The sequence below is a fragment of the Paenibacillus sp. 10L310 genome (assembly GCF_056395745.1).
In genome coordinates, this window is the sequence record NZ_JBFTKC010000012.1 from 133,511 (window position 1) to 157,931 (window position 24,421).

A 24,421-nucleotide genomic window follows, 5' to 3' on the forward strand; every position below is an offset into this window, starting at 1 on the left:
TGGGGAGGGATTCTTAAGATGGGATTCGACCTGAAAGTTATGCTTTGGCAACTGTTATGGCTTGCTGGCCCTATAGCTCTTGTCGTGCATGGCTGGAGGAAATTCGGCGCGAGAAAGAAGCGGCAATGACGTGAGTGTGGGTGAGATGGCGGGAATGTCCGCTGTCCACTTCACTTCGCTTTGGGAAATAAGTCGTGTAATATAGATTTTTTGGATTAAAATGAGGCTCCGGGCTGCTGTGAACAGCAATCTGGGGCCTTATTGATGTTAGTCTATGGCTTAGCCTAATATGACATTCGTGAAACGTTTTACGCAGAGATCACGTTATAATAGAGTAGACTTAGGGTTGGATCTTCATTTGTAACCATGAGGTTTCGGAAGCCGATGTGCCTTTCAGTGATTCTCCGCCATCATCATTCATACGGGAGAGCACGGTTAATGTCATGGACAGGGCAAAGGCGAGCAACACGTATATGAAAATATTTTTTTTGTTCATAGGAAGGTACCTCTCTTGTTGAATGAGCTAAAGTAGACATCCGGCCGCCATGAGAAAAAAAGCACAACGTCTGGTATAGTAGAGTAAGTAGAACCGAACATAAATCGTTCCTGTATACCACTATATTGAACTATAGCGGTGCAAACAATGGAACAAATCTGATGATCTTATCATTATTGTTATGAAATGTTTATAGAGATCGAGTGAGTGATCATTGAAGGTGGGAGAATAATATGCGGGAGACGGCAAAAATCGTCATTCGTACGCCAGGACAGGAAAGTGACGGCTCATTCGCTTATGTAAGCCAAGGTCGCTCCATTACGGTGGGACGTTACACAGGCGGAAGTGAATTGGACTTGTCTGTTTATAATCAGATGATATCGAAGCGGCATTGCCGCATTCATTATGATGTACAGCAACAGTTATGGATCGAAGATCTGGATAGCAAAAATGGAACCGAACTGAACGGGCATCGCCTCGTTCCCTATGAGAAATATCCGTTTGGCGAGGGCGATAGCCTGACGTTGGTCAACGGCCTGATCCAGCTTCGCACGGAAGGTGATCTTGGAGAGACGAGGGAATATCGGGTGTCGGACTTGCTGGGTGAGGGCGTACGTTTACTGGATCACCTGCAAACCGTGCAGATCGGTGAAGTGGAGATTCCGCTGTCCAAGAAGGAGTATCAGCTGTTCAAGCTGCTGTATAGTCAACTGGACCACTTTGTGACCCGAGAGCAGATTGTGGCTCAGGTGTGGCCGGAGCGGAGCATGCTGGAGAGTGAAGCGGTAGGGATCGACGAGATTAACTCGCTAATCTATCGGACGAATCGCAAGCTGGGTGTACACTTTACCATCAAGTCCGTTTATAAAAAAGGTGTATATATGAAGTCTCATGTGCCGGAATGAATGAGTGATAACAAAGGGATGAGTTCATGTTCATCATTTACCTGATTCCATGGCTTATTGCCGTGGTGACATTGATATGTGTCATATCCATCGTACTTGTCAGTTGGAAAAACGGGATTTCCCCGATGCCCACATCCGGCCACGTCAGACAGGTGGTCATTCAAGAGGTGAACCGCATTCCAGGTTACGGGGATGTGCTCGAAGCAGGCTCTGGATGGGGCACACTGGGATTGGATGTTGTAAGGCATTGCCCAGGCAAAAGGCTGACCGGGATTGAGAATTCGAGAATTCCCTTATGGTCTTCCCAAATAATTGCCTATCTCAGTGTTCGCTTACGTCGAGCCAAGGGAAACAAGCTCTCTCTCAAGGGAAGGCTGCGCTTCATGCGCGGAGACATCTACACCAGTTCCTATGAACATGCAGATTGTGTAATTTGTTATCTGTTCCCGGGAGCCATGACCCGGCTTCTGGACAAGTTCAGTCGAGAGCTTCCGCCGGGTGCCAAGGTGATTAGTGTCTGTTTTGCGCTGCCAGGAAAAGAACCGCTACGTACCATTACATGCCGGGATGCTTTACGAACCAAGGTGTATGTGTATGCATTTTGAGGAAAAGAAAGTGTGAATAATAATACTTGTGATCAAGGTTACTTTGGTTTTACAAAGAATCTTGGTTAATGAACCATTTTATTTTGCAAAAAAAGAAGCAACGAGTGATGAACTCGTCGCTTCTTTTCTTTTGCTTCTTAGGGTTGCTTCGTTACTGGAATGTAATCAAAATCTGGTATCAACGCACCAGCTTTATCCGTTATTTGCGCTTGGTCTTCTTGATTCAATTTCACATATTTTAGCTGGATACTATTCCCCTGATCCACAGCTTGTTTGAATTTCCAGGAGTATTGATCATCGAGATTAATATAGAGTTGATTTTTTGAATTCCAATTGAGTGATAGGATATAACCACGAAGTTTAAATTCTTCGCCGTCCACATTCAATGTCAAACCATCGGCTGTACCGGATGAACTGTCCAATTGGAAACCATCCGCAAAGGATAAAAGAACTTTACCGCTCGATTGAGAATAACTTGCTGTTGGAGTTCCTGAATCAGGAAGTTGAGCAATTGATCCATATACTAACTCTGCTGGATAGGCGTCCTTCGCCCAATCTGTTATCCCATTCGTATTAAACTTAAGCTCCCCATCCCCCTCGGCGAGTGGAGTGTTAAATTTAAGGGTATACGTCATCTCAGTTGAACCATAACTGTATCTTACCATGTCCGGGTAGTAATTCTCATCTGCAATTTGAACCGTAAAACGAGACTTTAACGTATCGAAGTTAATACTAGGATTCTCGTAGGGATCCCAGCCTGGTTCAAGATCCGCCAGTAGTGTGCGGCGATCAGAGCTTAATGTAGCTGAAATGAATTTTGGACTTAGTGATACGATAGAGTTATTCGTGTAACTTAACGCTTTATTTTTGGCATCACTGATATCCTTTATGGCTGAGCCGTTATAACTTACCTTTAAGTTAGCCAAATCACCTTCGGTAATCCCACTGACATTAAGCTTCACGTAAGATGGTTGTATTCCTGATGCTTTAGTAGAGTTAACTATACTTACGGACTGCACTTGACCTTTATTTAATGAAAAATCTAGTGCAGTAGGAATGCTGTCAGAATCAAGTTTCTCATCGTAGTAGATATAGATGGAATCCAGTGCATCATTAATGTACTTGGAAGACACTACAGGCGGTTGAGTATCCAAACTGTCCAGAACGGCTTTATCAAATTGAATTCTGGTTACAGCACTAGAGGTATAATTTTTAGTCGAATCCACAATTGCAAATTCTACTTTTGCCTCTGATTTGTTGGTATTGGTAATGTTGACCCCGGTATCAAAATCCTGGACTTCATTGACTTGATCCGCACCCAATTGGAAGTATGGCCATGAATTCACATAAATAATCATATTTTCGCCGGAATGTCCCCCGATAACTGATTTTACATCAGATTTAAATGATCCATTGATAACATTGACGACCATATAAACTTCGGCAGGTGATTTCAGGGCGTATTTAACATGAATTTTTCCGTTTTTAATGTAAGCTTGTGGATATCCATCTACAAAATATGGATCAATGAATCCGTCAATGCTCACCTGATCTGTTCCGATTGCTCTGACTGTTAAATCGTATTCATGTGTGCCTATAGCGTTACCGCTAAGTACTGCCTTCAATTTTACAAATTTATCTTCATTTTCGTTTCTTTTAACTTCGCCACTGTTTGTAATTGTTGTTTCATCATTTGATGACCAGTTGATGGAAACACCAGGATAGGCATCAAGAGCAGAAGGTAATGACAAGTTCCCTACAATATTGTTCTTGTTCGAATTCGATCCTAGGAAGATCTTTTCCAGTTCGGCAAAGACTTCTTCTGCGCTTACTAGTTTCTGAACAGGTCCAAAAGCTGCACTGAGTGCAGAGCCGCTCACTTGAATTTCATCCGCTGAAACGTACACCCGAATATATTTACCGCTGTTAGCTTCCGTTATAGTATAGGTGGACGATGTTGCTTCGTTGATTACATCGTACGGCCCGTTTTCATAATCAGACTGATACCATTGATAAGAGATTTCTTCATTATCAGGTAAGCCTGCATATTCAACTGTTCCTGTAGTCAACTCAGATCCAATGGTGATATCTCCTGTTATGTTTCCAATAGAGTTCACGGTAACTGTCCCGTTAGGTCGATATGTCACTGTCATTGACGTATCCGAATAGCCCTCTTGCGAGATAATTAAATTATGTTTTTCAATACGTTCAGGTTGATTCACGTTCAGCTTCAACAGAAAGCTGCTTTCGTTCTCTTGTTTAAGCCCAACCCCATACTCTGGCGTGTACATCTGCCCATCCAGTGTCACTTGCACATCGGAAACATTAGTTAGTGGGTGACCACTTTCATCAACTAATGACACTACAGTATAAACGGATGAGGTGGCAGTTCCTTGCAAAGGTTGCAAAGCAGTAACGGCGACGTCATAATGATGAGATTTAATCATCGACCTGCCTGCATTAACAATGGAGATGTTTTCGCTATTCTCCTTTGTATCATTATCAATTTCAGTGTCATCATTAGCCGTTAGTTGATCGTATTTAGACAGTTGGATGCCTAGAGTGGGTTTTGTAACGGTGACGGTAACAGCGGAAGTAAATCCTCCGTCAACCGTCGTTGCAATAACGGTTGCTTCCCCCGCACGCAGAGCGGTAATTAAACCAGTATCGGACACGCTTATAACATCAGAACGATCCTCTGCTACTTTCCAAATAACTTTGGAATTAGTAGCATTCTGTGGTGTTACTGTTGCAGAAAGCTGCTGAGTTTGACCGGTTACCAGAGAAACCGAAGCAGGGGAAACGTTGACACCTGTCACAGCAATAGTATGGTTTCCACTTCCTGGTGTAGATCCACCTGAATTTCCTGAGTTACCTGAATTACCGCCAACGGGTGTATTTCCACTTCCTGTTGATCCTGAACTTGTACCTGTACCTGTACCTGTGCTTGGTGTCGTTGTACCGACAGGTGATGTAGGTGCTGTACCATTAACTAAAACACTGGATTGACCGGAGGTTTTAGCAATGTTGACATTACCCGTGATCCTTGTGTCTGCTTCAGCAGTAAATTCCTTGATTGATCCAGCTGCTGTAATTTGAACATTTGGAGCATGATTGACTACTTTGTTAAAATTACCATCCAGTTTAATTTCTTGGCCTGCCAAAAGATCAGCAGGGATTTCGATGGTTTCAAAACCTCCGCCAGTAAGGTCTTTCGTAACAACTAATGCACCACTCTCCAGGAAAGTTAAAGAAACGGATGTGTTGCCTGTTGCCAATATACGTACTCGTCCATTGTATTTATTAACAACAAGAGCTCCTTGTACATCTACATTATTAAAGATAATGGAATGTTCGCCACCACCTTGGACATGGACGTTTCCTTTAATTATCACATTATCCAAAGTGACTTCGCCTTCTCCGACACCTTGGGTCACATATAAGTCGCCAGAGATCGTCATATCTTTCAGAGTTACATCTGGCGTATTAACCACAACGTTACCTTGCACATCATTTGAATATGTTCCCTTTGTAGTAATAAGGGTTTGGATCAGGCGATCAAACAAAGTAACAGCTTCCGCACGAGTAAGACTCTCTTGTGGATTGAATGAACCGTCAGGTCTTCCACTAATGACGGATACGGATACTAATTTTTGTACTGAATCTTTTGCCCATTCAGCAATCTTATCACTATCGTTAAACGTGACAGGGTTTTGGCTATCTTTCGTTTGGAAAGCACCAACTATGAGTACCGCTGCTTCTTGGCGTGTAATCGTTTGGTTAGGTAATGCCTTTCCATCAATACCATTCAATACTCCTGCTTTATTCAGCTTAACCATGGCATCGTAATACCATTGCTCTGCATTTAAATCCGAGAAATTATTGCTACCTTGTTCTATGTATTTCATAATACTGTTGATCATCTTGGAGAACTCGGCTCTTGTCACCGGCGCATTGGGTCTGAAATTACCGTTGTACCCTCGGATAATGCCATAACCGTTCCACTCTTCAATAGCTTGTTGACCCCAGTGCCCTGAAACGTCTTTCAATGTGCTTGCTGTTTCTCCAGGCAAATTACTGTTTGTCGCACCAAAAGCAGGTACTGCGCTTGACAAAAGCATAGCAATAGCCAGACCTGTGCTAACCACTTTTTTTGAAATTGTTTTCCTCATTACATGTACTCCTTCGTTAATAAATGAATTGGATAAATCTAAGAGTTTCTTTCTAAAATCTAAAGATATAGTTCATGTGTCCTGGTTCTAATTTCCTTAAAAATTACTATCATGTAGTAAAAAAGACATAATTATTTTATATTATCTCGTTACTTAACTAAAAACAATAAAAACCTATTAATATTTTCTAATCTTTGTAGTTTGTTCCGAACATGGGGTTTCCAATTAGTTAAAAAACCAGTACTTAAATGACTTCTAAAGTCATTTAAGTACTGGTTACTTGATAAGCTAGGTATTCAGGGCAAGGCATGACATGAACACTTAGCTTATTCATTTCAGTTATTTTGTCGAATCTGTAATACCTGTAGTGCCAGTGCTGTCAGAGGTTGTACCGGATTGGGATCTGTTTCTGCCGCCTCCAAATCCGCCTTGTCCACCGCCACCAGGACCGCCCATACCTGTATTGGCAGTGGTTACACCAGATTCATTCACCCAAGTCACATTACTAGTCGATTGGAAGGCAACCACTTGAGTTCCACCACTATAGGTACCGTCTGTATAGAGTCCATCCACCGCTTTACCTGTAGACGTACCACCGGAGTAGATCACGTATGAACCATCTTTCGCAAGATCCGGGGAGCTGACAACCACGGTTTGATAATCTTTTGCTGGTGCAAACGTCAGAATGTTGTTGCCTTCGCTATCTTGTACATGTACAAGTGTTCCAGCTTTTTGCGTTGCAGGGAATGTCATCACAATGGTATTTTGCGTAGACGCATCGGATGTTCCTTGTGCCATACCCGAGCTGCCAGCAGCTACCAAGTATCCACCACTGATTTCAAATGTGCCGTCATAATCCAATGCTCCGTTGCCGCTATTCGTCGGTCCGTTCACAATAACCGTTCCGCCAGTCATGTTAATGGAACCATTGGAATCCAGCCCGTCACCACCTGCGTTCACGGTGAGGGAACCGCCGTTAATGTGGAACTCGTTATTGCTTGCTGCTGCACCACCCATACCGCCCGGTCCACGTCCTTGCTGATTAGCAGCTGTACCTTGGGATGCCTGATCGGTAGTTGATGTTGTGCCTGTCGTTTCGGTTACAGAGATGTTCGATGTCGTTGTTGCATCGGTTGCTGTAGTCACGCTATCTGTACTTGCCGCTGGATTCGTAGCTGTTTCCGTCTCGCCACCTGCAGCATTTACGCCATCATCGGATGCCGTTACATCTACATCCCCATCGTTCAGGGTGATCATTGCACCTTCAATTCCTTCATAGCTCTTCGCAATGGTGATGGTTCCACCGTTGATCGTAAGGGCCTGATCGGCATGAATGCCGTCATCACCAGATTCAATGTTGAATGTTCCGTCGTTGACGGTCACGTTATTGTTGCTGTGCAGGGAATCATCCATGGAATCAATGGTATACGTACCTCCATTAACCGTAAGATCTGTACCTGCTTTGAGTGCTTTGGCACTTGTGGACTCCGTTGCTGTTGTAGCTGTGTCAGCATCGGCATTGTTATCCGTTGTTGTTGTGTTGGCAGAGTTGGATGCTGCTGCGCCGTTTGTATTAGCACCTGCATTCGTACCGCTGTTATTAGGCATCTCCGGCATATCTGCAGGAGGTTCGCCATCCGGTGGTGTGCCCATATCCGTAGGAGGTGTGCCGCCACCCCATCCACCGCCACCGCCGCCGCCAAATGGACCTTCTTCTACTTTGGCTGGTGCATTGGCGCTACCGCCGCCCGTTACAATGTTGTATGTGCCGCCATCCGTAACAAGTGCGGTTTCAGCTTGAATGCCATCATTGCCACTTTGGATATCGAAAGTACCTCCTGCGATAGCAACGTAACCTTTGGTGGTATCTGTGTCATTGGTTGATTTAATGCCGTCGCCTTCGGCTTCAATGGTAATCGTACCCGCTTGGATAGCGACCATATCTTTACCTTTGATGCCGTCATCGGCTGCTTTGACACTGATGTTACCACTAATGATCTTCAGATCATCCTTGCTCGTAATACCTTCATTATAGTTACCTGTGACGGTCAATTGACCTGCACCGTTGAATGTAAGATCTGCTTTGCTGAAGATTGCAGCATCGGGCTCGTCTGTCGTAGCATCGGCGTACACATATGTTTTACCATCCGATACGGTGTTTTTGGTTCCTTTTTCGAGCGTAATTACCGCTTTACCAGCCTTCTGAATGTAGATCGCGGCACTGTCGTTATCATGGATGGTTGCTCCGTTTAATACGAGATGTACAGTACCCTTATCGGCAACGTTAACCACGATCTGTCCATCCGTTAGCTCACCGCTAAGTACATAAGTGCCTGCTTCCGAGATGGTTACCGAACCATTCGCGGCTTTAGCGCCCGAACCGGTCACCGTTGCAGTTGTTCCGTTCAACTTAATCGCTGTGGAATCCGCCTCACTCCAAATAATGTTGGTATCGTCAGCATCCAGAGAGACCAGATCTGCATATTTTACTGAAGTTTGCTCGCTGACAGATACCGTTTTGGTTATTCCTGTCGTTGACGTTGCGGCATTGGCCGTTGTGCTTGTGGTTGCTGGTGAACTGCATGCTGCGAGCAGGCTGGTAATCATGGCGATGGACCAAAGTTTGCTACCTGTTATTATGTTTTTCTTCATATTAGATCGTTCCCTTCGAATTATAAATTAATATTCCGTTGTTGGACTCATGGTTAACGAGATATCCAGGTTGCCGTTCCGGGTACGGATCGCATCGAGGAATTCCTTTTGGCTAACACTTTCATGAATGGTTACACTGTAGACCAGCTCATACAGACTGCCGAGTTCGGTCGTTCTGATTTTTTTCAGATCAAAAGGTACGTTGAATGTATGGAACACTTCATTAAGTGCTTCTTCATAACTCAAGTTCTCAGGGATGGTAACTTTCAGCGTTTTCAGCTGACTTTTCTTGCCACCAAAGTTGAAGCGACTCAGGACAAACATCAGTACACACAGGATAATGGTGAACAGCACCGCGTATCCAAAAGCGCCTACACCGCAGGCAAGACCGGAAGCCATCGTGAACAATACATAAGCAATGTCCTTTGGATCACCAGGGGCACTTCGGAATCGGATGATCGAGAAGGCACCTGCCAAGCTGAATGCTCGTGCGATGTTGCTGCCGATGAGCAGGATGATGATGGCGACAATGACGGGCAGAACAACCATCGTTAAGGTGAAGCTCTGAGAGTATGTGTTTTGGTTAGTTTTCATGTAGGTAAGGCTGATGACCAATCCCAGAATGATGGCAAGACCAATGGTGATGACTGCGTTGTTAAACGTCAGGTTGGTATCGGTTAGGGCTGAACTGAATAGTGAATCAAGCATATAGGACACGCTCTCTTTCTATAATCGTTTTATCTTGTTCTATGGATGGGTTGAAATCGGTACCTGGCACAAGAATGCGCTCCGTCTGGTAATTCAGGTTGGTTGTTCTCGCCAGGTGTCTGAACTCGTTGCCGTATTTGGAGAATCCGGTGCGGTAGAGACCATGCTCACAAAGCAGTTGCGATAGCCATAGCGGAACGGTTTTCTCGGCTTTCACTTCCATCAGCCAACGACCGTCCTTCACCAGCGGTTCACCGTAATCTCCCTGTTCCAGCTTCAGATCGTATCTGCGGCTGCGAATGTTGGTGTCAAAGGTAATGCGGAGATCGCGGCTGTTCTTGTCGAAGAGTGCTTTGCGTTCATACGCCAGATACACTTTCGGTTCCAGATCGTATACCCGAAGGAAATATTTGATCTCTTCGACAACTTGTTTGTTCATGTAATCCGCGAGCTCTGGCGCCTGTCCCGAACGGACAAATTCATATGCTTCATCCAGCTTCAAAGCTGTTCTGCGCTTGTTCACCAGGCCAAATACTTTCTTTTTGATCTCCAGATACACTTTGGCGTTCTCTTCAGGGATTCCATAAGCCCGCAGTCTCAGCTTCTCCTTGTATTTTGGTTTGGAGAGACTGGCTCGAATCAGTGAATCCTGCGGAGTGTCGAAGTACAGGTTGCTGATGGAGTAGTACTCATGTTTCTTGTTGTAGGCATCCAGCTCCATGTATTTCAGCAGGTCATTGTAGAAATGTGCGTACTGCTCATCCGTCAGAAGATACTTGCTCTCATATCGGTTGAATACTTCAATCGCCATGTGGGACTCATTCCTTTCGTCGGTGGGTTGTATGTTTTGTTGCATCGTGTATTGCTTCCATGTCTGTATCTTAGAGCCCCAACCTTGAATGAATCTTAAATGGTTTTACATTGCGTTAACATTTTTTTACCTTCCTATAATAGTGCGCATACACAAAATGAATTAAGATTGATTCAAGGTTTGATTGATAGAATAAGAACATATAAAACAAGTCCATTGAGAGAAATAATTCAAGCAGAGGAATGAATAGATGATGAGAATATTAATTGCGGAAGATGAGGTTCATTTGGCAGAGGCTGTATCGCAGATTTTGAAAAAAAACAACTACTCCGTGGACATGGTCCACGACGGCAGATCAGGACTCGATTATGCGCAGAGCGGTATCTACGACCTGTTACTACTCGACATCATGATGCCGGAGATGGACGGGATCACCGTCCTGAGGAAACTCCGCAGTGAAGGGAATCATACACCTGTCATTCTGCTTACGGCGAAAGGTGAATTATCGGACAAAGTCACAGGCCTCGATTATGGTGCCGATGATTATATCGCCAAGCCCTTCGCCACAGAGGAATTGCTGGCCCGAATTCGAGCAGCCTTAAGACGGAAGGGAGAAGTGGTTCCCGAGGATGGACTGAAGTTTGGCGACATTGAGCTGAATACAACTCAACTGAAGCTGAGCGTACAGGGTAAGGAGATTAAGCTGAATCTGAAGGAGAATGAACTGTTGGAGCTGTTGATTGCCCGCAAACAGGCGATTACCTCCAAAGAGCAGATTATTGAGAAGTTATGGGGATTTGATTCGGAAGTGGAGTATAACAATGTGGAAGTATATATCTCTTTTTTACGCAAAAAATTAACCTTCTTGAACTCTGCCGTCCGTATTAACACGATTCGGGGTGTCGGGTATGTGCTTGAGGTGACGTCCTGATGTTCAAGAAACTTCGAAATCGATTCTTGATCGTGAATCTGGTGTCCATCTCCATTATGATGCTGGTGGCATTTGCGACGATCTATACGATTACTTATCAGAATGTGCAACGTGAGACCAATATGGAGTTGTACAAGGTGTCTGATTTCTATCACAGTCCTTATAATTCATCCAAGATGCCACGTGGGGAAGGGCAGGGTTCCGGTACAGGGGGTAGTACAGGCTCTGGTTCAAGTTCTGGTTCAGATTCGTTTCCTTCCGATACCATGGGTGGTGATAATGGAGGACCGGGGGGTGATCCCAACTCACCTCCGGCACGTTCCGTGTCGTTCATGATCAAGACGGATGACCAGTGGAAGATTACGGATACGCATTCCCGATTTGATATGGAAGATACGTTCTACACCGAGGCACTGCAAAAGGTTGACCAAGATAAAGTTGGTGATTCGGAACGGCAGACGGGACAATTTGCGCTGGATGGAACGGACTGGGCCTATGTGGTTGATCCGAGCGGTGACGGGCATATGATTGTATTTATTGATGTGACGGCACAACAAGGCATTCTGACGAATCTGATTTATACCTTTGCTGTTGTCGGACTGGTGATGTTGATTGTGATTTACTTCCTGAGCCGTTATTTTGCGAATCGCTCCATTGCACCAGTCAGAGAAGCGTTTGAGAAGCAAAAACAATTCATCGGTGATGCTTCACATGAGCTGAAGACACCTCTGGCGATCATCAATACCAATGCTGATGTATTGCTCGCGAATCAGGAGGATACCATAGCGAACCAGGCGAAGTGGCTTCATTATATCAAGTCGGAAACCGAGCGCATGACCGGACTTACGAATGATCTGCTCTATCTGACACAGATGGATGACTCACGCTCCACGATGATTCATGCGAAGTTTAATATGAGTGATGCGGTGGAGAGTATTATTTTGCCGATGGAGGCCGTTATTTTTGAGAAAAACATTTCCCTCGACTACAACATTGAGCCGAATCTTACGGTTCATGGGAACAGTGAGCAGATCAAACAGGTCATTCTGATCCTGCTCGATAATGCGGTGAAGTATTCCGGTCCAAAAGGCGCCGTAAACGTCACCCTCCAGAAACAGAATAATGATGTCGTGCTGGCCGTATCCAATACAGGTGAAGGCATTGAACCGGAACATCTGGATCGGATCTTTGATCGATTCTATCGTACGGATTCGTCAAGAGCCCGCAAGCATGGTGGGCATGGTCTGGGGCTGGCGATTGCTCGTTCCATTGTGGATCAGCACAAAGGAGAGCTATACGCTCGAAGTGTAGTCGGAGAGGGTGCTACATTTTACGTGCGGTTGTCGTAAGGGCGGAGTGATGGGCGAGCTCCACACTAATCCTTCGCTCCCGCTCTATAATCGTTTTCAGGCATAAGTTCTGCCTGTAATGGGTTAACCTATGCTACAATGGCAACAGTATGTATGAATCAAGGAGATGAACTGAACGTGGCAGAAGCAAACGCAATTAATGAACAAGAAATGATGCAATATATTGCAGATAAAACGAAGGCAAGCCAGGAGAATATCGCCCTTGTGTTGAAGCATGAGCAAGCGTACATCAACAAGGCGCACGAAAATTCCAAAGGTAACGATGTGGATATTGACGGCGATGATCTGGCTGACTATATCCTTAGTCGTAAAGATGTGAAGCTGGATGAGTTGACCGTGGAAAGCATCCTGGATGCGGAGATGGACTACTTGATGGACAAGGGTCACGCGGGATACGTGGATTAATAATTCGAAACAAAAGTTAAGCAATGTAAATAGTCATTAAGTTTTTATAAAGACTTAATGACGTTGTAGCAGTTAATATTTTTGGGATATCTTCAGTGACCAAATTTAGCTGTGTGTTAAGTTGCCAAAGATTCAAATCAAAGTATATTTTGATTTGAATCTTTTAAAGTCTTTCTCTTTAATGAAATAAAGTTCATTCGTTGCTCTTGTCATGGCTACATAGAGAGGATTTATTTGATTTGGCGTAAAATCCGTACAGGAGAAATCATGCTCAAATAAAAATTCGAATTTCTTAGTTAAGATAATACAAGATTTAGTGTATGTATCACCTTTAGAATATCCCCAATTTATTGTAGGTGAACACGTATAATTTCGACTGTTATTGAAAAATAGCTTAGTAATACTTGAGTCCTCAAGTACTTTCAATATTTTCGACTCATCAACCAATAGCTCGTAGTGCCCCTTTATTGTACTGCATGATTCTATATTGATTTTTAGCTTCTCATTAATAAAATTACAAATTTCGATAGGAACACGTTTACTTTGAATTAAAGTTGTCTCATCTATAGTTGCTTTAAAAAGAGATTTATACTCATCTCTGGATATATAAGATTTATTTTTCTTTTGAAATGGTTTTGTAGAAGTGAAATTAGATTTGCTAACAGAATGTTGATGGAAATCACCTACAGAAAATAGAGTTAAGTCTTTCTGTTTCATCATCGTTAGCAGTAGATCAAAATCTTTACCCATGAAATCTTGAAGTTCATCAAAATAGATAAGATCACAGTATTTATTTAGGCGTTTAAAAATAATATCTTTTACTCCTTTTGATTGAGCTAATACTAGGCCAGACATTCTTGATGAGTAGTATTTTCTATTATATATGTAGTGTCTATAATCATTCTGATTATAATATTTGAAGTTTTGTTTTCCCTGTATTCTTTGAGGCTCAGGTTCTTTAAAAATTTCTACTCCAGTAGATATAATTGTTTTATTGCCGATCTGTAGGATAGGTTCGAAGGGTTTCAGTAGCCATCTGTATACAAAACTTGAAAAGGTCAACACTTGTGTATTGTGTGGAATTATTCCATGGTGCTTTTTTTTTATTTCATTTTTTATGTTAGTGACATTTTGCTTGGTGTAAGTAATGATCAGGTTTCTTAAAGCTGGATTTAAGTGATTTGCTATATAGTATGTCTTTCCTGATCCTGCTGTTGCTAGCATTATTTTAGAATTATCCATTTGATCCCCTCCTGGATATAATCTGGTAAGACTATATTTGATTTGTATTCACTTTCTTCAGTAATCCGTAGTGCAGTCTCCGTTTTATTTTTTAGCATATAAGCTAAATTTTTATCAATCTTGGAGCCTCTAAATTTTGGTTTTGTACCAGGTTTAATACTCGAGATAGATTTTAACGCTGATAAGTTTTTATTAAATAGACAAACCTCGAATGTAAACTCATCAATAGAATCAGAGCATAAAACTAGAATATTTTCATTTTTAGAGCTGATATCTTTAACGTGCTCGATAGTCTCTATATCACCATCATTATCAGTAAGAATTAACAAGGAATTACCAATTTTTTTAGTTAATTCTACATAATGCTTATATGTGATGCCTCCTGCCGACAAAATTTCAACGTTATTCTCTTCTAGAGTATATCCAAAAGAGTTTTTTACAAGTTGAGGTAGTAAAATATACTCACTATTTCCTTCTACTAAAATTATTTTTTTTGCTAATATGAAGTTTAATAGTTGCATATTATCAGTTTTCATAAAATATTCGGCTGTATCCTCTGGAATTTTTTTGAGAGAACTATACGATCCCTCAGTTAACCATATGGTGTTTCTTATATTCAATCTACTTACGATAAGGGGGTTGTGAGTAGTGATAATTATTTGTGCTTGTCCACACATGCTTTCTATATCTTTTATTAACTTTCTTGTATTAAGATAACTCAAGTGGTTTTCTGGTTCTTCTAATAAAATTAAATCGTTTTGGATTTCTAAAGCAATCTCTGTTTTTATTAAATTTTCTTTCCCTTTTCCTTTATTTTGTATGGACACTCCATCACTTTTTAAATCAAGGAGATTTTCTAGAATGGTTTTATTTTCATCAATCCCGAAACTATACTCTTTAATCGTAAGTTGATCCGTATAGTCGCTAACAAAACTTTGGATACTTCGCTTGAAACTATAGGAGAGGTTTTGTCTCGCTGCAACACCTACGTTATTATTAAAAATTTTCTTTGAATAGGAATCAAATAGATTATTCTTTCTGATCGAATTATCAATAAGTACGTTCTTTAATGGCGATTTCTTGTTAATATATTTTCTTCCAGAAAAAGTGGTCCATTCTGCGATATAATAGTCCGTGGGTATGATGGTTCCATCGTAATTTCCATCATAAAGGCTCTCTATGAGTTCGCGATAACTTTCATCAAATCTGTATGTAAAATTAATTCCATTTTTTAAAGAGGGAGCTGAAGATGAATGAATACCATTAAAATACTCTGAATCTATATTTGTGTCTTCATTGAAGTATAGTTCTATTTCAATTGAAGGAAGAGTATCAATTGAAGGGGAGTTTTTATATTCCTTAACCAATTGATTATTAAAATATCTATCTACATTTATTAATGAATTAAAGATTCGCTGGTTAAGTACAACATCTATGGCTTCTAATATGGTGCTTTTACCGGCTTCATTTTCGCCTATCAATACATTAATATTCTTATTTAATTCTATCTCAAAGTATTTGAATTTCTTGAATCCCTTAATTATGATCCGTTCTATATACATAGGTACCCCCTGGAGAAATGAAGATTTTTTTGTGAAGTATTTGAAAATAGAAATTGAGTGATTAGCAATAATATATTCGCTTGAGAATCGTAGTTTCCTCTAATTATTTTATTTACTTAAGTCTTCAAGCGAAATTTGCTACCTCACGTATTGAGTGGTTTAAGAAAGAATTGCACGTCTTTTTAAGAAAAGTATACAGAGAATGAGAATATTTCAGTGTATGTAAAAACAATGAAGGAATGAGGTATTGTAAACAGTGACTTTTCCCAAGAAATTTTGGATACTAACAATCTCAATTTTATTAATTCCAATTATTTTAATGGTTTTTTTTTCATTTTTATTATTCGGGGATATCACGCAAATAAAGGATATCATATCGGGGAATAGAAATAATCTTACTTTTGGTCCAGATGGATACCCTACTCTTTCTGAAGTCATAAATTTTTTGATTACAGGATATTCAATTATTATAACTGCTATATTTAGTTTTGTTATTTGGAAGACTAGTGTTCGGAGCTACGAGGTTGCAGAGGCGGTAAAATCACTAGAAGAAAAGAGAGATATGGAGTCTATTAGACAGAGTGCATTAATCGTATATTATGAGTTGTTAACTGGTTTTACAAATCTTAGGGATTTATATATTAGTATTATATTAGAAAATAAAGCACCTAACCCAAATAGGTTATTCTTTTCCGAAGATTGGGTGAAAAACATCTCCTTATTAAGAGATCGGCTTGACGCCAACGAAATTAATGAGATTCATAGACTGTATAATAAATTTCTCACAATAAAGGGACTTCTAGAAACAGATTCAGAATCAGAAAAGGTAAAATTACGAAAGTATATTGGAGAAACTATGAGTCAAACATTTACAAGCTTCTTATCGAAGGAATTTACTAAAAATGAATTCGGAAGTGTAACAAAATATCTGGAAATTGATTACTTTATTATCCTTTCTAAAATTAGGTTTGCTTCATATGCTAAAGTGAAAATTGAGAACAAGTACAATGCTGGAGAATCAATAATTTCAATTAACAAGGAACTATTTTATGTAGGTTCAATCTCCGATAATTTATTTGATGGTTATGGGATATTACATACAGATGATGGTTTACCTAAATATGAAGGTGTTTTTAAAAATGGAAGATTTGTAAGTGGTAAGGCTAAAGAATACTATGATTCAGGTGAAATTCTATATGAAATTGAATATAAGGATGGAGTAAAAAGAAGAGGATATATGGCAAAGCTTAATAGCGATACTCAGAAAGTACCTTATTACTTTAATGGTGAGTTTGAGGATGATGAAATTGTAGATGGAATAGTAACACTTTTTAGAGCAGATCATTCAATATACTATGAAGGCGGGATTAAAAGTAGGAAATATTCAGGTTATGGGATTCGTTATGAGAATGGGAAAAAGCTTTATGAAGGTACATTTAAAGAAGGTCATATTACACAAGGGGTGAAATTTACTGATCCTGTATTTGAAGGAGAATTTAAACAGGGAAAACCTTGGAATGGGTCTGTGAAAGGACTGTCAGATAATTTATTTGTTCGTAAATTTTATGGTCAGTTAGTTAATGGACAACCTTATAAGGGCGAAGGTTTAATTTTCCAAAAAAATCATAAGGGTGATACTCGTGATTATCTAGAGGTTTTAGAAGATTCTAAGAAATTGTTTTATGATGAAATAGTTTTTATTGATGAGACGGAAATTAATGATCGTGAGGAACGACAACAAGATGAAATAAATAAAAATTCGCGGGAATCATATGGTATTTGGGATGATTTTATAAAGGCTGATTGGGTTGAGGGAAATGTCAAAGAAAGAGAAGATAAGGAAGGGAATAAAGTGGTATATTTCAATGCAAATTCTAAAGTATGAAGGGTATACAACATATTAATCTCATCTTATATATGGACTTGCTGATTAATTTTATGGTACACACTATAATGAAAGTTAGTAATTAATTGTGTTCAAAATAGAGCAAACGTGATCCGTGTTTATGGGCAAGTATGTAACAAATCTGAGCGATGCTATTTGGACAAATATCGAGCGATATTCTAACGAAACCTAGAAAAGTTATTTCCAGTCTGCTAGGAGTTTTCGGAGCATTTTAGCATTTCAGCCTATTTATCATCTCTGAGGTTCACTAGTTCGGAAAATCGGCTACTAGAAGGCCTCTCGGGTTTGTTAGGATCCTGTCAGAGTGCAACGGGGCATTGAATAACTGTCGTATTACAGTTTCAATAGTATTGGAATATTTTCTCATATGTAGCTACTGAACTGCAATCCAAAAAAGACCTCAACTCCACAATACTGTGGTGTTGAGGCCTTTTTTAGATTGTAGCGACCAGGCATCCCTTCGGGAACACCTGTCGGTATAACTTTGCTAAGGATGGACTTGAAGTTCTATCGGACCCGATCCTACAGTTTACAGCTTCTTATTGACCAACCATACCGCCATCTACGGTGTAAAGGGAAGCTGTTACATAAGATGCTTCTTCGGACAACAGGAAGTTCATCACCGCAGCGACTTCTTCCGGTTCGCCATAACGGCCCATTGGAATGCTGGACACGGTTGCTGATTGATAATCTTCCACGTTACCGGAATTAGCTTCGATCTGACGCATCATACGTGTGTTGATTGTGCCTGGCAATACAGCGTTAACCCGGATATTATAAGGTGCCAATTCATTTGCAGCGGTACGAGTGAGACCAACTACGGCATGTTTGGACATAATATATGGAGATACAGCAGGTGCACCCATCAGACCCGCGAGGGAAGAGGTATTAAGAATCGCACCGGATTTTTGTTTTTTCATCACTGGAATGACATTTTGCAGACCCAGGAATACTCCACGAATGTTGACGTTATATACGGTGTCGAGTGCTTCAACACTCAGGTCTTCGATCAGCCCTGTTGGACCTTCAATTCCGGCATTGTTGGCAAAATAATCGATTCGGCCAAAAGCATCCAATGCTTTTTGCACATAGTTTTTCACGTCTGCTTCTTGGGATACGTTCGCTTTTACGGCGATGACGTGCTCTTTGTCGAGGTTCAGATCAGTAATTGTCTGCTGGATGGCTTCTTCATTCAGGTCCACCAGAACCAAATTGATTTTGCGCTCAGCAAGGCGGCGTGCCAATTCTTTACCAATGCCCCCGGCTGCTCCTGTAATTACGGCTGTATGTGTATAAGATGTACTCATGAACTATCCGCTCCTTATTCATTATTGGCAGGTATTTCTCAAAAAAAGTTTCAACCTGTCGTCTATCTTTCCTGTCTCAATGTTAAGATATACATAGCAATGTGACAATAATCATTGACATCGCATATGTCAGCTATCGGACAGAGGTGTAAGCGGTGTTCATTTATATTACAATAATGAACAAAGGAGGCGAAAATGTTGATCATTGAACATCCTCAGGACCGGAGAGCACGAAGAACGCAGGATGCGATCATCGCTGCGGCGGTTTCTTTGATATTAGAAAAGGGAGCGGATGCCCTCACAATCCGGGATATTACGGAACGGGCGGATTACAACCGGGGAACCTTCTATTTACATTTTCCCGGCAAACCGGAGTTGTTGCAGTTCATTCTGGATGATTTCATGCAGGGAGTAGGCCGAGCTTATGCAGAACCATACGCACAGCTCAAAGAAGTGGACATGACTGCATTGCTACCATCCACGATGCCTGTATTCGAATATATTGAAGCCCATCAGGATATCTTTCGTGCATTAATAACGATGCATTCAGATATGAGCTCTCGGCTATGCAATATGTTTAGAACGTATCTAACCGAAGATTTTGTATTGGTGACCGAGGATAGTGAGTGGACGATTAATTACGACATCATGTTAAGTTATCTGGTATCTGCAACAGTAGGGGTAATCATGCATTGGGCGGAGATTGGATTCAAGTATTCTGCGCATTATATGGGAGAGCAGCTTACGGCGCTGATTAACATCAAACCGACCCGTCTGCTGATTGAACCAGGGCAGAAGGGTCGGACTATTCACGAGCGTATGCTGTTAGATTAAAGTACCGAATTATCCGGTCATGGAGGCATTAGCGGCCTGTTGCATCTGAAGCAGTTGTTCGCGGATCAGGACGGACTCGCCGATCATGATTAATGCCGGATTATTCACTTGATGGGACTTGGCGAGGGAATGGAGTTCGGCAAGTGTGCCGGTAATAATCCGTTCCTCCGAGGTGGTTCCCCGTTCGATTAAAGCCGCAGGGGTGTGTCCACTTTTGCCATGGTGAAGCAATTCATGTTGAATCTGGGGCAGTTGGCTAATGCCCATGTAGATGACTAGTGTATCCACACTATGGGCGAGCAGATCCCAGCGGACCGAAGATACACTTCCATCACTGCCGGTTCCGGTGACACATGCGAAGGATGAAGCAATCCCGCGATGAGTTAACGGAATAAGGGATGAAGCGGATGTACCTACAGCTGAAGTGATGCCAGGAATGATATCAAATGCAATCCCTGCTTCCGCCAGCACAAGCGCTTCTTCACCACCACGGCCAAAGATAAACGGATCGCCACCCTTGAGTCTTACAACTTGTTTACCTTCCGCTGCATGAGCAGCCAGCATCCGTCCAATCATCTCCTGGCTCATGGAATGAAGGCCTGGAGCCTTGCCGCAGTAGATGCGGAGTGCTCCTTCGCGAGCCTCAGCGAGCAATTGATCATTCACAAGCCGATCATACATAATGACATCTGCGGACTGAATACGTTTCAGGGCTTTTACCGTAATCAGATCCGGATCTCCAGGACCAGCGCCAACAATACTAACCAGGCCCTGGCTCATGATCGTGTCCCCAATTTCGGTGCAGCATCAGAACTTGCCAATCCTGAACGACCACCCTGAATGGTTGCCAGTTTCGTCGATAGTTTCACCGGATTCCCCCAGTGGTGTGCAGCATATAGACCGAGGCCTGTAAATACAGCTCCGCCAATGAGGTTACCCAACAACACCGGGATCTGATTCCATAGCCACCAGTCAGCCATAGTGACCTGTGCACCGAGCATCATGCCTGCCGGGATGACAAACATATTTACCACAGCATGCTCAAATCCCTGAGCGAAAAATATGGTAATGGGCAGCCACATCGCTACGATTTTGCCCAGTGTAGAAGTGGACGTCATTGCCATCACTGCCCCGAGTGTGACCATCCAGTTACATAGAATGGCTTTGATGATGACCAGTACAATGCCAGCCCCACCCAAGTGCTGATACCCCAATGTTTTGGTTTCACTGTTCTGGATCAGCGTTTGAATTAGAGGGTTGCTCATATCCGTACCCATCTTGGTAATGGTCAGGCCGTATAAGAGAGCATAGAATGCACATCCGAGCAGATGTCCTGTGATCACCCAGAAATAATTTCGGAGCATATCCATCCATGTAATTCTGCGTTTCAACACTGCGAGTGGAAGCATCGCAAAGTTTCCTGTCACCAATTCGAGACCCAGCAGAATAATGATGACAAATCCCGCCGGGAATATCAGTGCACCTGCCAAACCAACGGAAGTTTGAGATACAGCGGTATATGCCAGTGTGGTTGCAAAAGCAAGGATAGCCCCCGCCAGAAAACCGCGGATCAGCATCTGTACCCGATTCATTCTGGCTTTGCTCTCACCAGCTTCGACCATTGATTGCAGCACTTCTGCAGGTTTAACAAAATCCATAGCGCACGCCTCCTTGATGTCAGGGTATCTCTAGCCTTTAACCCGCAATTGTGATGAAGATTTCTCCACTGTTGCCGTCCACTTCTGTTTTGTAGGTATTCAAGCAGCCTTCATCCGGCTCGTGTACCTTACCGTTACGCAGATCAATCTTCCAATCATGCAAAGGACAATGAACCGCTGTCCCGCACACCATGCCTTCCGACAGCTTGCCGCCCTTGTGAGGGCAGCGATTCTCGACGGCGTGCAGACTTCCGTCGCTCAGTTTGAAGACTGCAATTTCGGTATCCTGTATCAGGAAGGTCCGTGCTCCCTTTTCATCAATATCTGCAAGGTGTCCAATCCGGAATTTGTTCATCGCTGTTCCTCCTCTTCTAGTGGGTTACCGGCTCGGCACCGGACAGTGGGGTGAAGTTTTTACGTAATTTCTCGTCTTGTATGATTTCTTTCCAAGGATCAACCGTGTGACCCAGTGTAACTTCCAGACGTTCAACCAGAGCGAGACGTACATCCCGATCCGCTAATGCTTCCTTCACATGATCCAGACCAACCCGTTCAATCCAAGCCGCTGTTCTCTCATTCCATTTTGCGTTCTCTCTATAATATTGCAGGTAAGAGTAAGTCCACTCTTCCACTTCCGCATCGGTCTTCACCGTACACAGCAACTCGGCTGCACGAACCTTGACTCCCGCGTTACCGCCAACATGAATCTCCCAAGCGCCATCAATGGCAACAACACCCAGATCCTTGATGGTCGCTTCAGCACAGTTCCGCGGACATCCGGAGACAGCGAGTTTCACTTTGGCTGGAGCCACCATCTTGTCGAGTTTTTTCTCCAGACGAATACCCATCTCAATGGAATCTTGTGTGCCGAATCGGCAGAACGTATTACCTACACAAGTCTTCACCGTACGAAGCGCCTTGCCATAACCAAAACCGGAAGGCATATCGAGTTCCTCCCAGATCTTCGGCAGGTTCTCTTTCTGTACACCGAGCAGATCGAGTCGTTGCCCACCCGTGAATTTCACCAACGGCACATCGTATTTCTCTGCAACAGTTGCAATCTTGATCAATTCCGCCGGGGAAGTGACACCACCATAGATCCGTGGAATAACGGAGTAGGTACCGTCTTTCTGGATATTGGCGTGATAACGTTCATTGGTGAATTTGGATACACGCTCATCTGTGTATTCAGCCGGCCAGATCATCCCGAGATAATAGTTGAGGGAAGGGCGGCACTTGGAGCAACCTTCCGGTTCATTCCAACCGAGAACATTCATGACTTCCTTGACGCTTTTGAGTCCCATCTCCTTGATCTGTGCAACAATCTCATCCCGATCATAGGGTGTACAGCCACAGATGCCTTCTTTAGCCTGTTCACCTACATTATCACCGGCATAATATGTGAGCAGGTTTTCGATAATAGGTTTGCACCCACCGCAAGAAGCGGAAGCTTTGGTACAGGATTTGATTGCACCGAGTGTATTACAGCCTTTATTCAGAACGGCGTCTCCAATGGAAGCTTTGGTCACACCGTTACAACCACAGACGATCTCGTCATCCGGCATACTCGCCATTCGTTCTGCGACAGATGGACCCGAGCCTGAACCACCGGAAGGTACACCGAGCAAAATTTCTTTCTCCCGACCACTGATGTTCTCACCACTCTTAATGAGGGAAAACAGCGATGCGCCATCCGTGGTATCCCCGAACAATACAGCTCCGATCAGCTGTCCGTCTTTGATCACCATCTTTTTGTACACACCATCAACGTCATCCTGAATACGAATGCTGCGAGTGTCCGCAGCGTCTTTGAATTGTCCGGCAGAGAATACGTCCACACCGGATACTTTCAGTTTGGTAGAAGTGACTGAACCTTCGTATCCTTCGGTTGCCGCGCCAGCCAGGCGTTTTGCGAGCACCATACCTTGTTCATATAATGGAGCAACCAGTCCGTAGGCAATACCGCGGTGTTCTGCACATTCGCCGACGGCAGATATACTAGGGATGCTGGTATGCATATAATCATCTACAATGACTCCACGATTCACATCGAGGCCGGTATTGCGAGCCAGTTCAATCTGAGGGCGAATCCCGACAGCCATGACAACCAGATCCGCTTCAAGCACCGTTTGATCAGTAAAACGAATGGCTTTTACTCGTTGTTTGCCTGTGATTTCTTCGGTATGTTTGTTCAAAAGGAACTTCATGCCCTGTTCTTCAAGCTCCCGCTGGAGCATCAGACCTGCCGGCAAATCTAGGTTCCGGTCCATCAGATGACCGTTAATATGGATGACTGTGACGTCCATGCCCAGATTGAGCAGCCCCCGCGCTGCTTCCAGTCCTAGCAATCCACCTCCAATGACGGCAGCTTTGCGATACTTTTGTGATGCTGCCATCATGGTCTCGCAGTCTTTAATATCGCGGAAACCGATCACGCCTTCCTTGTTAGCGCCGGGAAGAGGGAGGATGAACGCTTGTGAACCGGTTGCCATAATCAGCTCATCATAGGCTGCGCGTACACCATTTTGAGATACAACTTCCTTGTGCTTGGTATCGATCTGAACGACCGGGTCACCCGGGTACACCCGAATGCCGTTATCTTCGTACCAGCTCCACTCATTGATTACGATATCCTCGATGGATGTTCCGCCAGCCAGTACGGAAGATAACATGATCCGGTTGTAGTTGGGATGCGGCTCTGCGCCGAAGACTGTAATTTCATAAGCGTGTGGAGCAAGCTTAAGGATATGTTCGATTGTGCGGATTCCCGCCATGCCATTGCCGACCAGCACCAGTTTTTTCGTTGTACTCATTATGATTAGCCCCCTTAGGTCCATTCTGCAAAATGCCTCAAAAC

19 protein-coding genes are annotated in these 24,421 nt (G+C 42.9%); 7 read left to right on the forward strand and 12 right to left on the reverse strand.

Translation table 11 applies throughout. The features are described from left to right. Positions 1-340 precede the first annotated feature (340 nt). Complete coding sequence (locus AC1DE7_RS22475; protein WP_165980318.1) at positions 341-496, reverse strand: hypothetical protein; 156 nt, start codon at positions 494-496, stop codon at positions 341-343. A gap of 233 nt (positions 497-729) precedes the next feature. On the opposite strand from AC1DE7_RS22475, the gene AC1DE7_RS22480 reads away from it, so the two are divergent. Further along, positions 730-1,401 (forward strand): FHA domain-containing protein, encoded by a 672-nt coding sequence (locus AC1DE7_RS22480; protein WP_477535213.1) that lies wholly within the window; start codon positions 730-732, stop codon positions 1,399-1,401. Between the two features lie 26 nt (positions 1,402-1,427). Beyond that, positions 1,428-2,006, forward strand: coding sequence for a class I SAM-dependent methyltransferase (locus tag AC1DE7_RS22485; protein WP_339284750.1), 579 nt, complete (start codon positions 1,428-1,430; stop codon positions 2,004-2,006). Positions 2,007-2,143: 137 nt separating this feature from the next. Here AC1DE7_RS22485 and AC1DE7_RS22490 read toward each other — a convergent pair whose 3' ends face one another. From AC1DE7_RS22490 to AC1DE7_RS22505, 4 genes are all read right to left on the reverse strand, one after another. After that, the gene (locus tag AC1DE7_RS22490) at positions 2,144-6,178 is read right to left on the reverse strand and encodes an S-layer homology domain-containing protein (RefSeq protein ID WP_477535214.1); all 4,035 of its coding nucleotides are present in this window, start codon (positions 6,176-6,178) and stop codon (positions 2,144-2,146) included. A gap of 339 nt (positions 6,179-6,517) precedes the next feature. Continuing rightward, positions 6,518-8,830, reverse strand: coding sequence for a carbohydrate-binding domain-containing protein (locus AC1DE7_RS22495; RefSeq protein WP_477535215.1), 2,313 nt, complete (start codon positions 8,828-8,830; stop codon positions 6,518-6,520). Positions 8,831-8,857: 27 nt separating this feature from the next. Beyond that, the gene (locus AC1DE7_RS22500; protein WP_221819971.1) at positions 8,858-9,538 is read right to left on the reverse strand and encodes a DUF4956 domain-containing protein; all 681 of its coding nucleotides are present in this window, start codon (positions 9,536-9,538) and stop codon (positions 8,858-8,860) included. After that, positions 9,531-10,349: a polyphosphate polymerase domain-containing protein gene (locus AC1DE7_RS22505; protein WP_047841086.1), complete on the reverse strand. Its 819-nt coding sequence runs from the start codon at positions 10,347-10,349 to the stop codon at positions 9,531-9,533. The genes AC1DE7_RS22500 and AC1DE7_RS22505 overlap by 8 nt, the downstream gene beginning before the upstream one ends. 253 nt (positions 10,350-10,602) lie before the next feature. Between AC1DE7_RS22505 and AC1DE7_RS22510 the strand changes: the two genes are divergently transcribed. The 3 genes from AC1DE7_RS22510 (at position 10,603) to AC1DE7_RS22520 (ending at position 13,055) form a co-directional block, all read left to right on the forward strand. Continuing rightward, positions 10,603-11,280, forward strand: a complete 678-nt coding sequence (locus AC1DE7_RS22510; RefSeq protein ID WP_339200076.1) for a response regulator transcription factor — start codon at positions 10,603-10,605, stop codon at positions 11,278-11,280. Continuing rightward, positions 11,280-12,629, forward strand: coding sequence for a sensor histidine kinase (locus AC1DE7_RS22515; protein WP_477535216.1), 1,350 nt, complete (start codon positions 11,280-11,282; stop codon positions 12,627-12,629). Before AC1DE7_RS22510 ends, AC1DE7_RS22515 begins: the two co-directional genes overlap by 1 nt. Before the next feature lie 114 nt (positions 12,630-12,743). Next, a complete protein-coding gene (locus AC1DE7_RS22520) occupies positions 12,744-13,055 on the forward strand; it encodes a hypothetical protein (RefSeq protein WP_051447261.1) in 312 nt (103 codons plus the stop codon). Between the two features lie 132 nt (positions 13,056-13,187). Here AC1DE7_RS22520 and AC1DE7_RS22525 read toward each other — a convergent pair whose 3' ends face one another. Together AC1DE7_RS22525 and AC1DE7_RS22530 are read right to left on the reverse strand one after the other, a co-directional pair. After that, on the reverse strand, positions 13,188-14,297 hold the full coding sequence (locus AC1DE7_RS22525) for a DEAD/DEAH box helicase family protein (protein WP_477535217.1): 1,110 nt from the start codon (positions 14,295-14,297) through the stop codon (positions 13,188-13,190). Continuing rightward, positions 14,279-15,859: an ATP-dependent nuclease gene (locus AC1DE7_RS22530; protein ID WP_477535218.1), complete on the reverse strand. Its 1,581-nt coding sequence runs from the start codon at positions 15,857-15,859 to the stop codon at positions 14,279-14,281. Before AC1DE7_RS22530 ends, AC1DE7_RS22525 begins: the two co-directional genes overlap by 19 nt. Before the next feature lie 256 nt (positions 15,860-16,115). On the opposite strand from AC1DE7_RS22530, the gene AC1DE7_RS22535 reads away from it, so the two are divergent. After that, positions 16,116-17,744 carry an MORN repeat-containing protein gene (locus AC1DE7_RS22535; RefSeq protein ID WP_477535219.1) on the forward strand — a complete coding sequence of 543 codons (1,629 nt, stop codon included), beginning with the start codon at positions 16,116-16,118 and terminating at the stop codon, positions 17,742-17,744. A gap of 560 nt (positions 17,745-18,304) precedes the next feature. Here the strand turns inward: AC1DE7_RS22535 and AC1DE7_RS22540 are convergent. After that, positions 18,305-19,072 carry an SDR family NAD(P)-dependent oxidoreductase gene (locus AC1DE7_RS22540; RefSeq protein WP_036612166.1) on the reverse strand — a complete coding sequence of 256 codons (768 nt, stop codon included), beginning with the start codon at positions 19,070-19,072 and terminating at the stop codon, positions 18,305-18,307. A 195-nt stretch (positions 19,073-19,267) separates the two neighbouring features. On the opposite strand from AC1DE7_RS22540, the gene AC1DE7_RS22545 reads away from it, so the two are divergent. Continuing rightward, positions 19,268-19,906 carry a TetR/AcrR family transcriptional regulator gene (locus tag AC1DE7_RS22545; protein ID WP_036612163.1) on the forward strand — a complete coding sequence of 213 codons (639 nt, stop codon included), beginning with the start codon at positions 19,268-19,270 and terminating at the stop codon, positions 19,904-19,906. 9 nt (positions 19,907-19,915) lie between these two features. Here AC1DE7_RS22545 and cobA read toward each other — a convergent pair whose 3' ends face one another. The 4 genes from cobA to nirB are packed head-to-tail and all read right to left on the reverse strand — an operon-like array spanning position 19,916 to position 24,377. Then, complete coding sequence (cobA, locus tag AC1DE7_RS22550; RefSeq protein ID WP_477535220.1) at positions 19,916-20,686, reverse strand: uroporphyrinogen-III C-methyltransferase; 771 nt, start codon at positions 20,684-20,686, stop codon at positions 19,916-19,918. Continuing rightward, on the reverse strand, positions 20,683-21,564 hold the full coding sequence (locus AC1DE7_RS22555) for a formate/nitrite transporter family protein (protein ID WP_477535221.1): 882 nt from the start codon (positions 21,562-21,564) through the stop codon (positions 20,683-20,685). Before AC1DE7_RS22555 ends, cobA begins: the two co-directional genes overlap by 4 nt. A 37-nt stretch (positions 21,565-21,601) precedes the next feature. Next, on the reverse strand, positions 21,602-21,919 hold the full coding sequence (nirD, locus tag AC1DE7_RS22560; RefSeq protein ID WP_036612155.1) for a nitrite reductase small subunit NirD: 318 nt from the start codon (positions 21,917-21,919) through the stop codon (positions 21,602-21,604). A gap of 16 nt (positions 21,920-21,935) precedes the next feature. Next, positions 21,936-24,377, reverse strand: coding sequence for a nitrite reductase large subunit NirB (nirB, locus tag AC1DE7_RS22565; protein WP_477535222.1), 2,442 nt, complete (start codon positions 24,375-24,377; stop codon positions 21,936-21,938). Positions 24,378-24,421 lie beyond the last annotated feature (44 nt).

What these genes read in the sequence shown, in the direction of transcription:
- AC1DE7_RS22555 (WP_477535221.1), bottom strand. Translation starts at nt 21,564, where the DNA reads ATGGATTTTGTTAAACCTGCAGAAGTGCTGCAATCAATGGTCGAAGCT.
- AC1DE7_RS22530 (WP_477535218.1), bottom strand. Translation starts at nt 15,859, where the DNA reads ATGTATATAGAACGGATCATAATTAAGGGATTCAAGAAATTCAAATAC.
- AC1DE7_RS22480 (WP_477535213.1), top strand. Translation starts at nt 730, where the DNA reads ATGCGGGAGACGGCAAAAATCGTCATTCGTACGCCAGGACAGGAAAGT.
- AC1DE7_RS22475 (WP_165980318.1), bottom strand. Translation starts at nt 496, where the DNA reads ATGAACAAAAAAAATATTTTCATATACGTGTTGCTCGCCTTTGCCCTG.
- AC1DE7_RS22515 (WP_477535216.1), top strand. Translation starts at nt 11,280, where the DNA reads ATGTTCAAGAAACTTCGAAATCGATTCTTGATCGTGAATCTGGTGTCC.
- AC1DE7_RS22525 (WP_477535217.1), bottom strand. Translation starts at nt 14,297, where the DNA reads ATGGATAATTCTAAAATAATGCTAGCAACAGCAGGATCAGGAAAGACA.
- AC1DE7_RS22505 (WP_047841086.1), bottom strand. Translation starts at nt 10,349, where the DNA reads ATGGCGATTGAAGTATTCAACCGATATGAGAGCAAGTATCTTCTGACG.
- AC1DE7_RS22500 (WP_221819971.1), bottom strand. Translation starts at nt 9,538, where the DNA reads ATGCTTGATTCACTATTCAGTTCAGCCCTAACCGATACCAACCTGACG.
- AC1DE7_RS22495 (WP_477535215.1), bottom strand. Translation starts at nt 8,830, where the DNA reads ATGAAGAAAAACATAATAACAGGTAGCAAACTTTGGTCCATCGCCATG.
- AC1DE7_RS22540 (WP_036612166.1), bottom strand. Translation starts at nt 19,072, where the DNA reads ATGAGTACATCTTATACACATACAGCCGTAATTACAGGAGCAGCCGGG.
- cobA (WP_477535220.1), bottom strand. Translation starts at nt 20,686, where the DNA reads ATGAGCCAGGGCCTGGTTAGTATTGTTGGCGCTGGTCCTGGAGATCCG.
- AC1DE7_RS22510 (WP_339200076.1), top strand. Translation starts at nt 10,603, where the DNA reads ATGAGAATATTAATTGCGGAAGATGAGGTTCATTTGGCAGAGGCTGTA.
- nirD (WP_036612155.1), bottom strand. Translation starts at nt 21,919, where the DNA reads ATGAACAAATTCCGGATTGGACACCTTGCAGATATTGATGAAAAGGGA.
- nirB (WP_477535222.1), bottom strand. Translation starts at nt 24,377, where the DNA reads ATGAGTACAACGAAAAAACTGGTGCTGGTCGGCAATGGCATGGCGGGA.
- AC1DE7_RS22490 (WP_477535214.1), bottom strand. Translation starts at nt 6,178, where the DNA reads ATGAGGAAAACAATTTCAAAAAAAGTGGTTAGCACAGGTCTGGCTATT.
- AC1DE7_RS22485 (WP_339284750.1), top strand. Translation starts at nt 1,428, where the DNA reads ATGTTCATCATTTACCTGATTCCATGGCTTATTGCCGTGGTGACATTG.
- AC1DE7_RS22545 (WP_036612163.1), top strand. Translation starts at nt 19,268, where the DNA reads ATGTTGATCATTGAACATCCTCAGGACCGGAGAGCACGAAGAACGCAG.
- AC1DE7_RS22520 (WP_051447261.1), top strand. Translation starts at nt 12,744, where the DNA reads ATGAATCAAGGAGATGAACTGAACGTGGCAGAAGCAAACGCAATTAAT.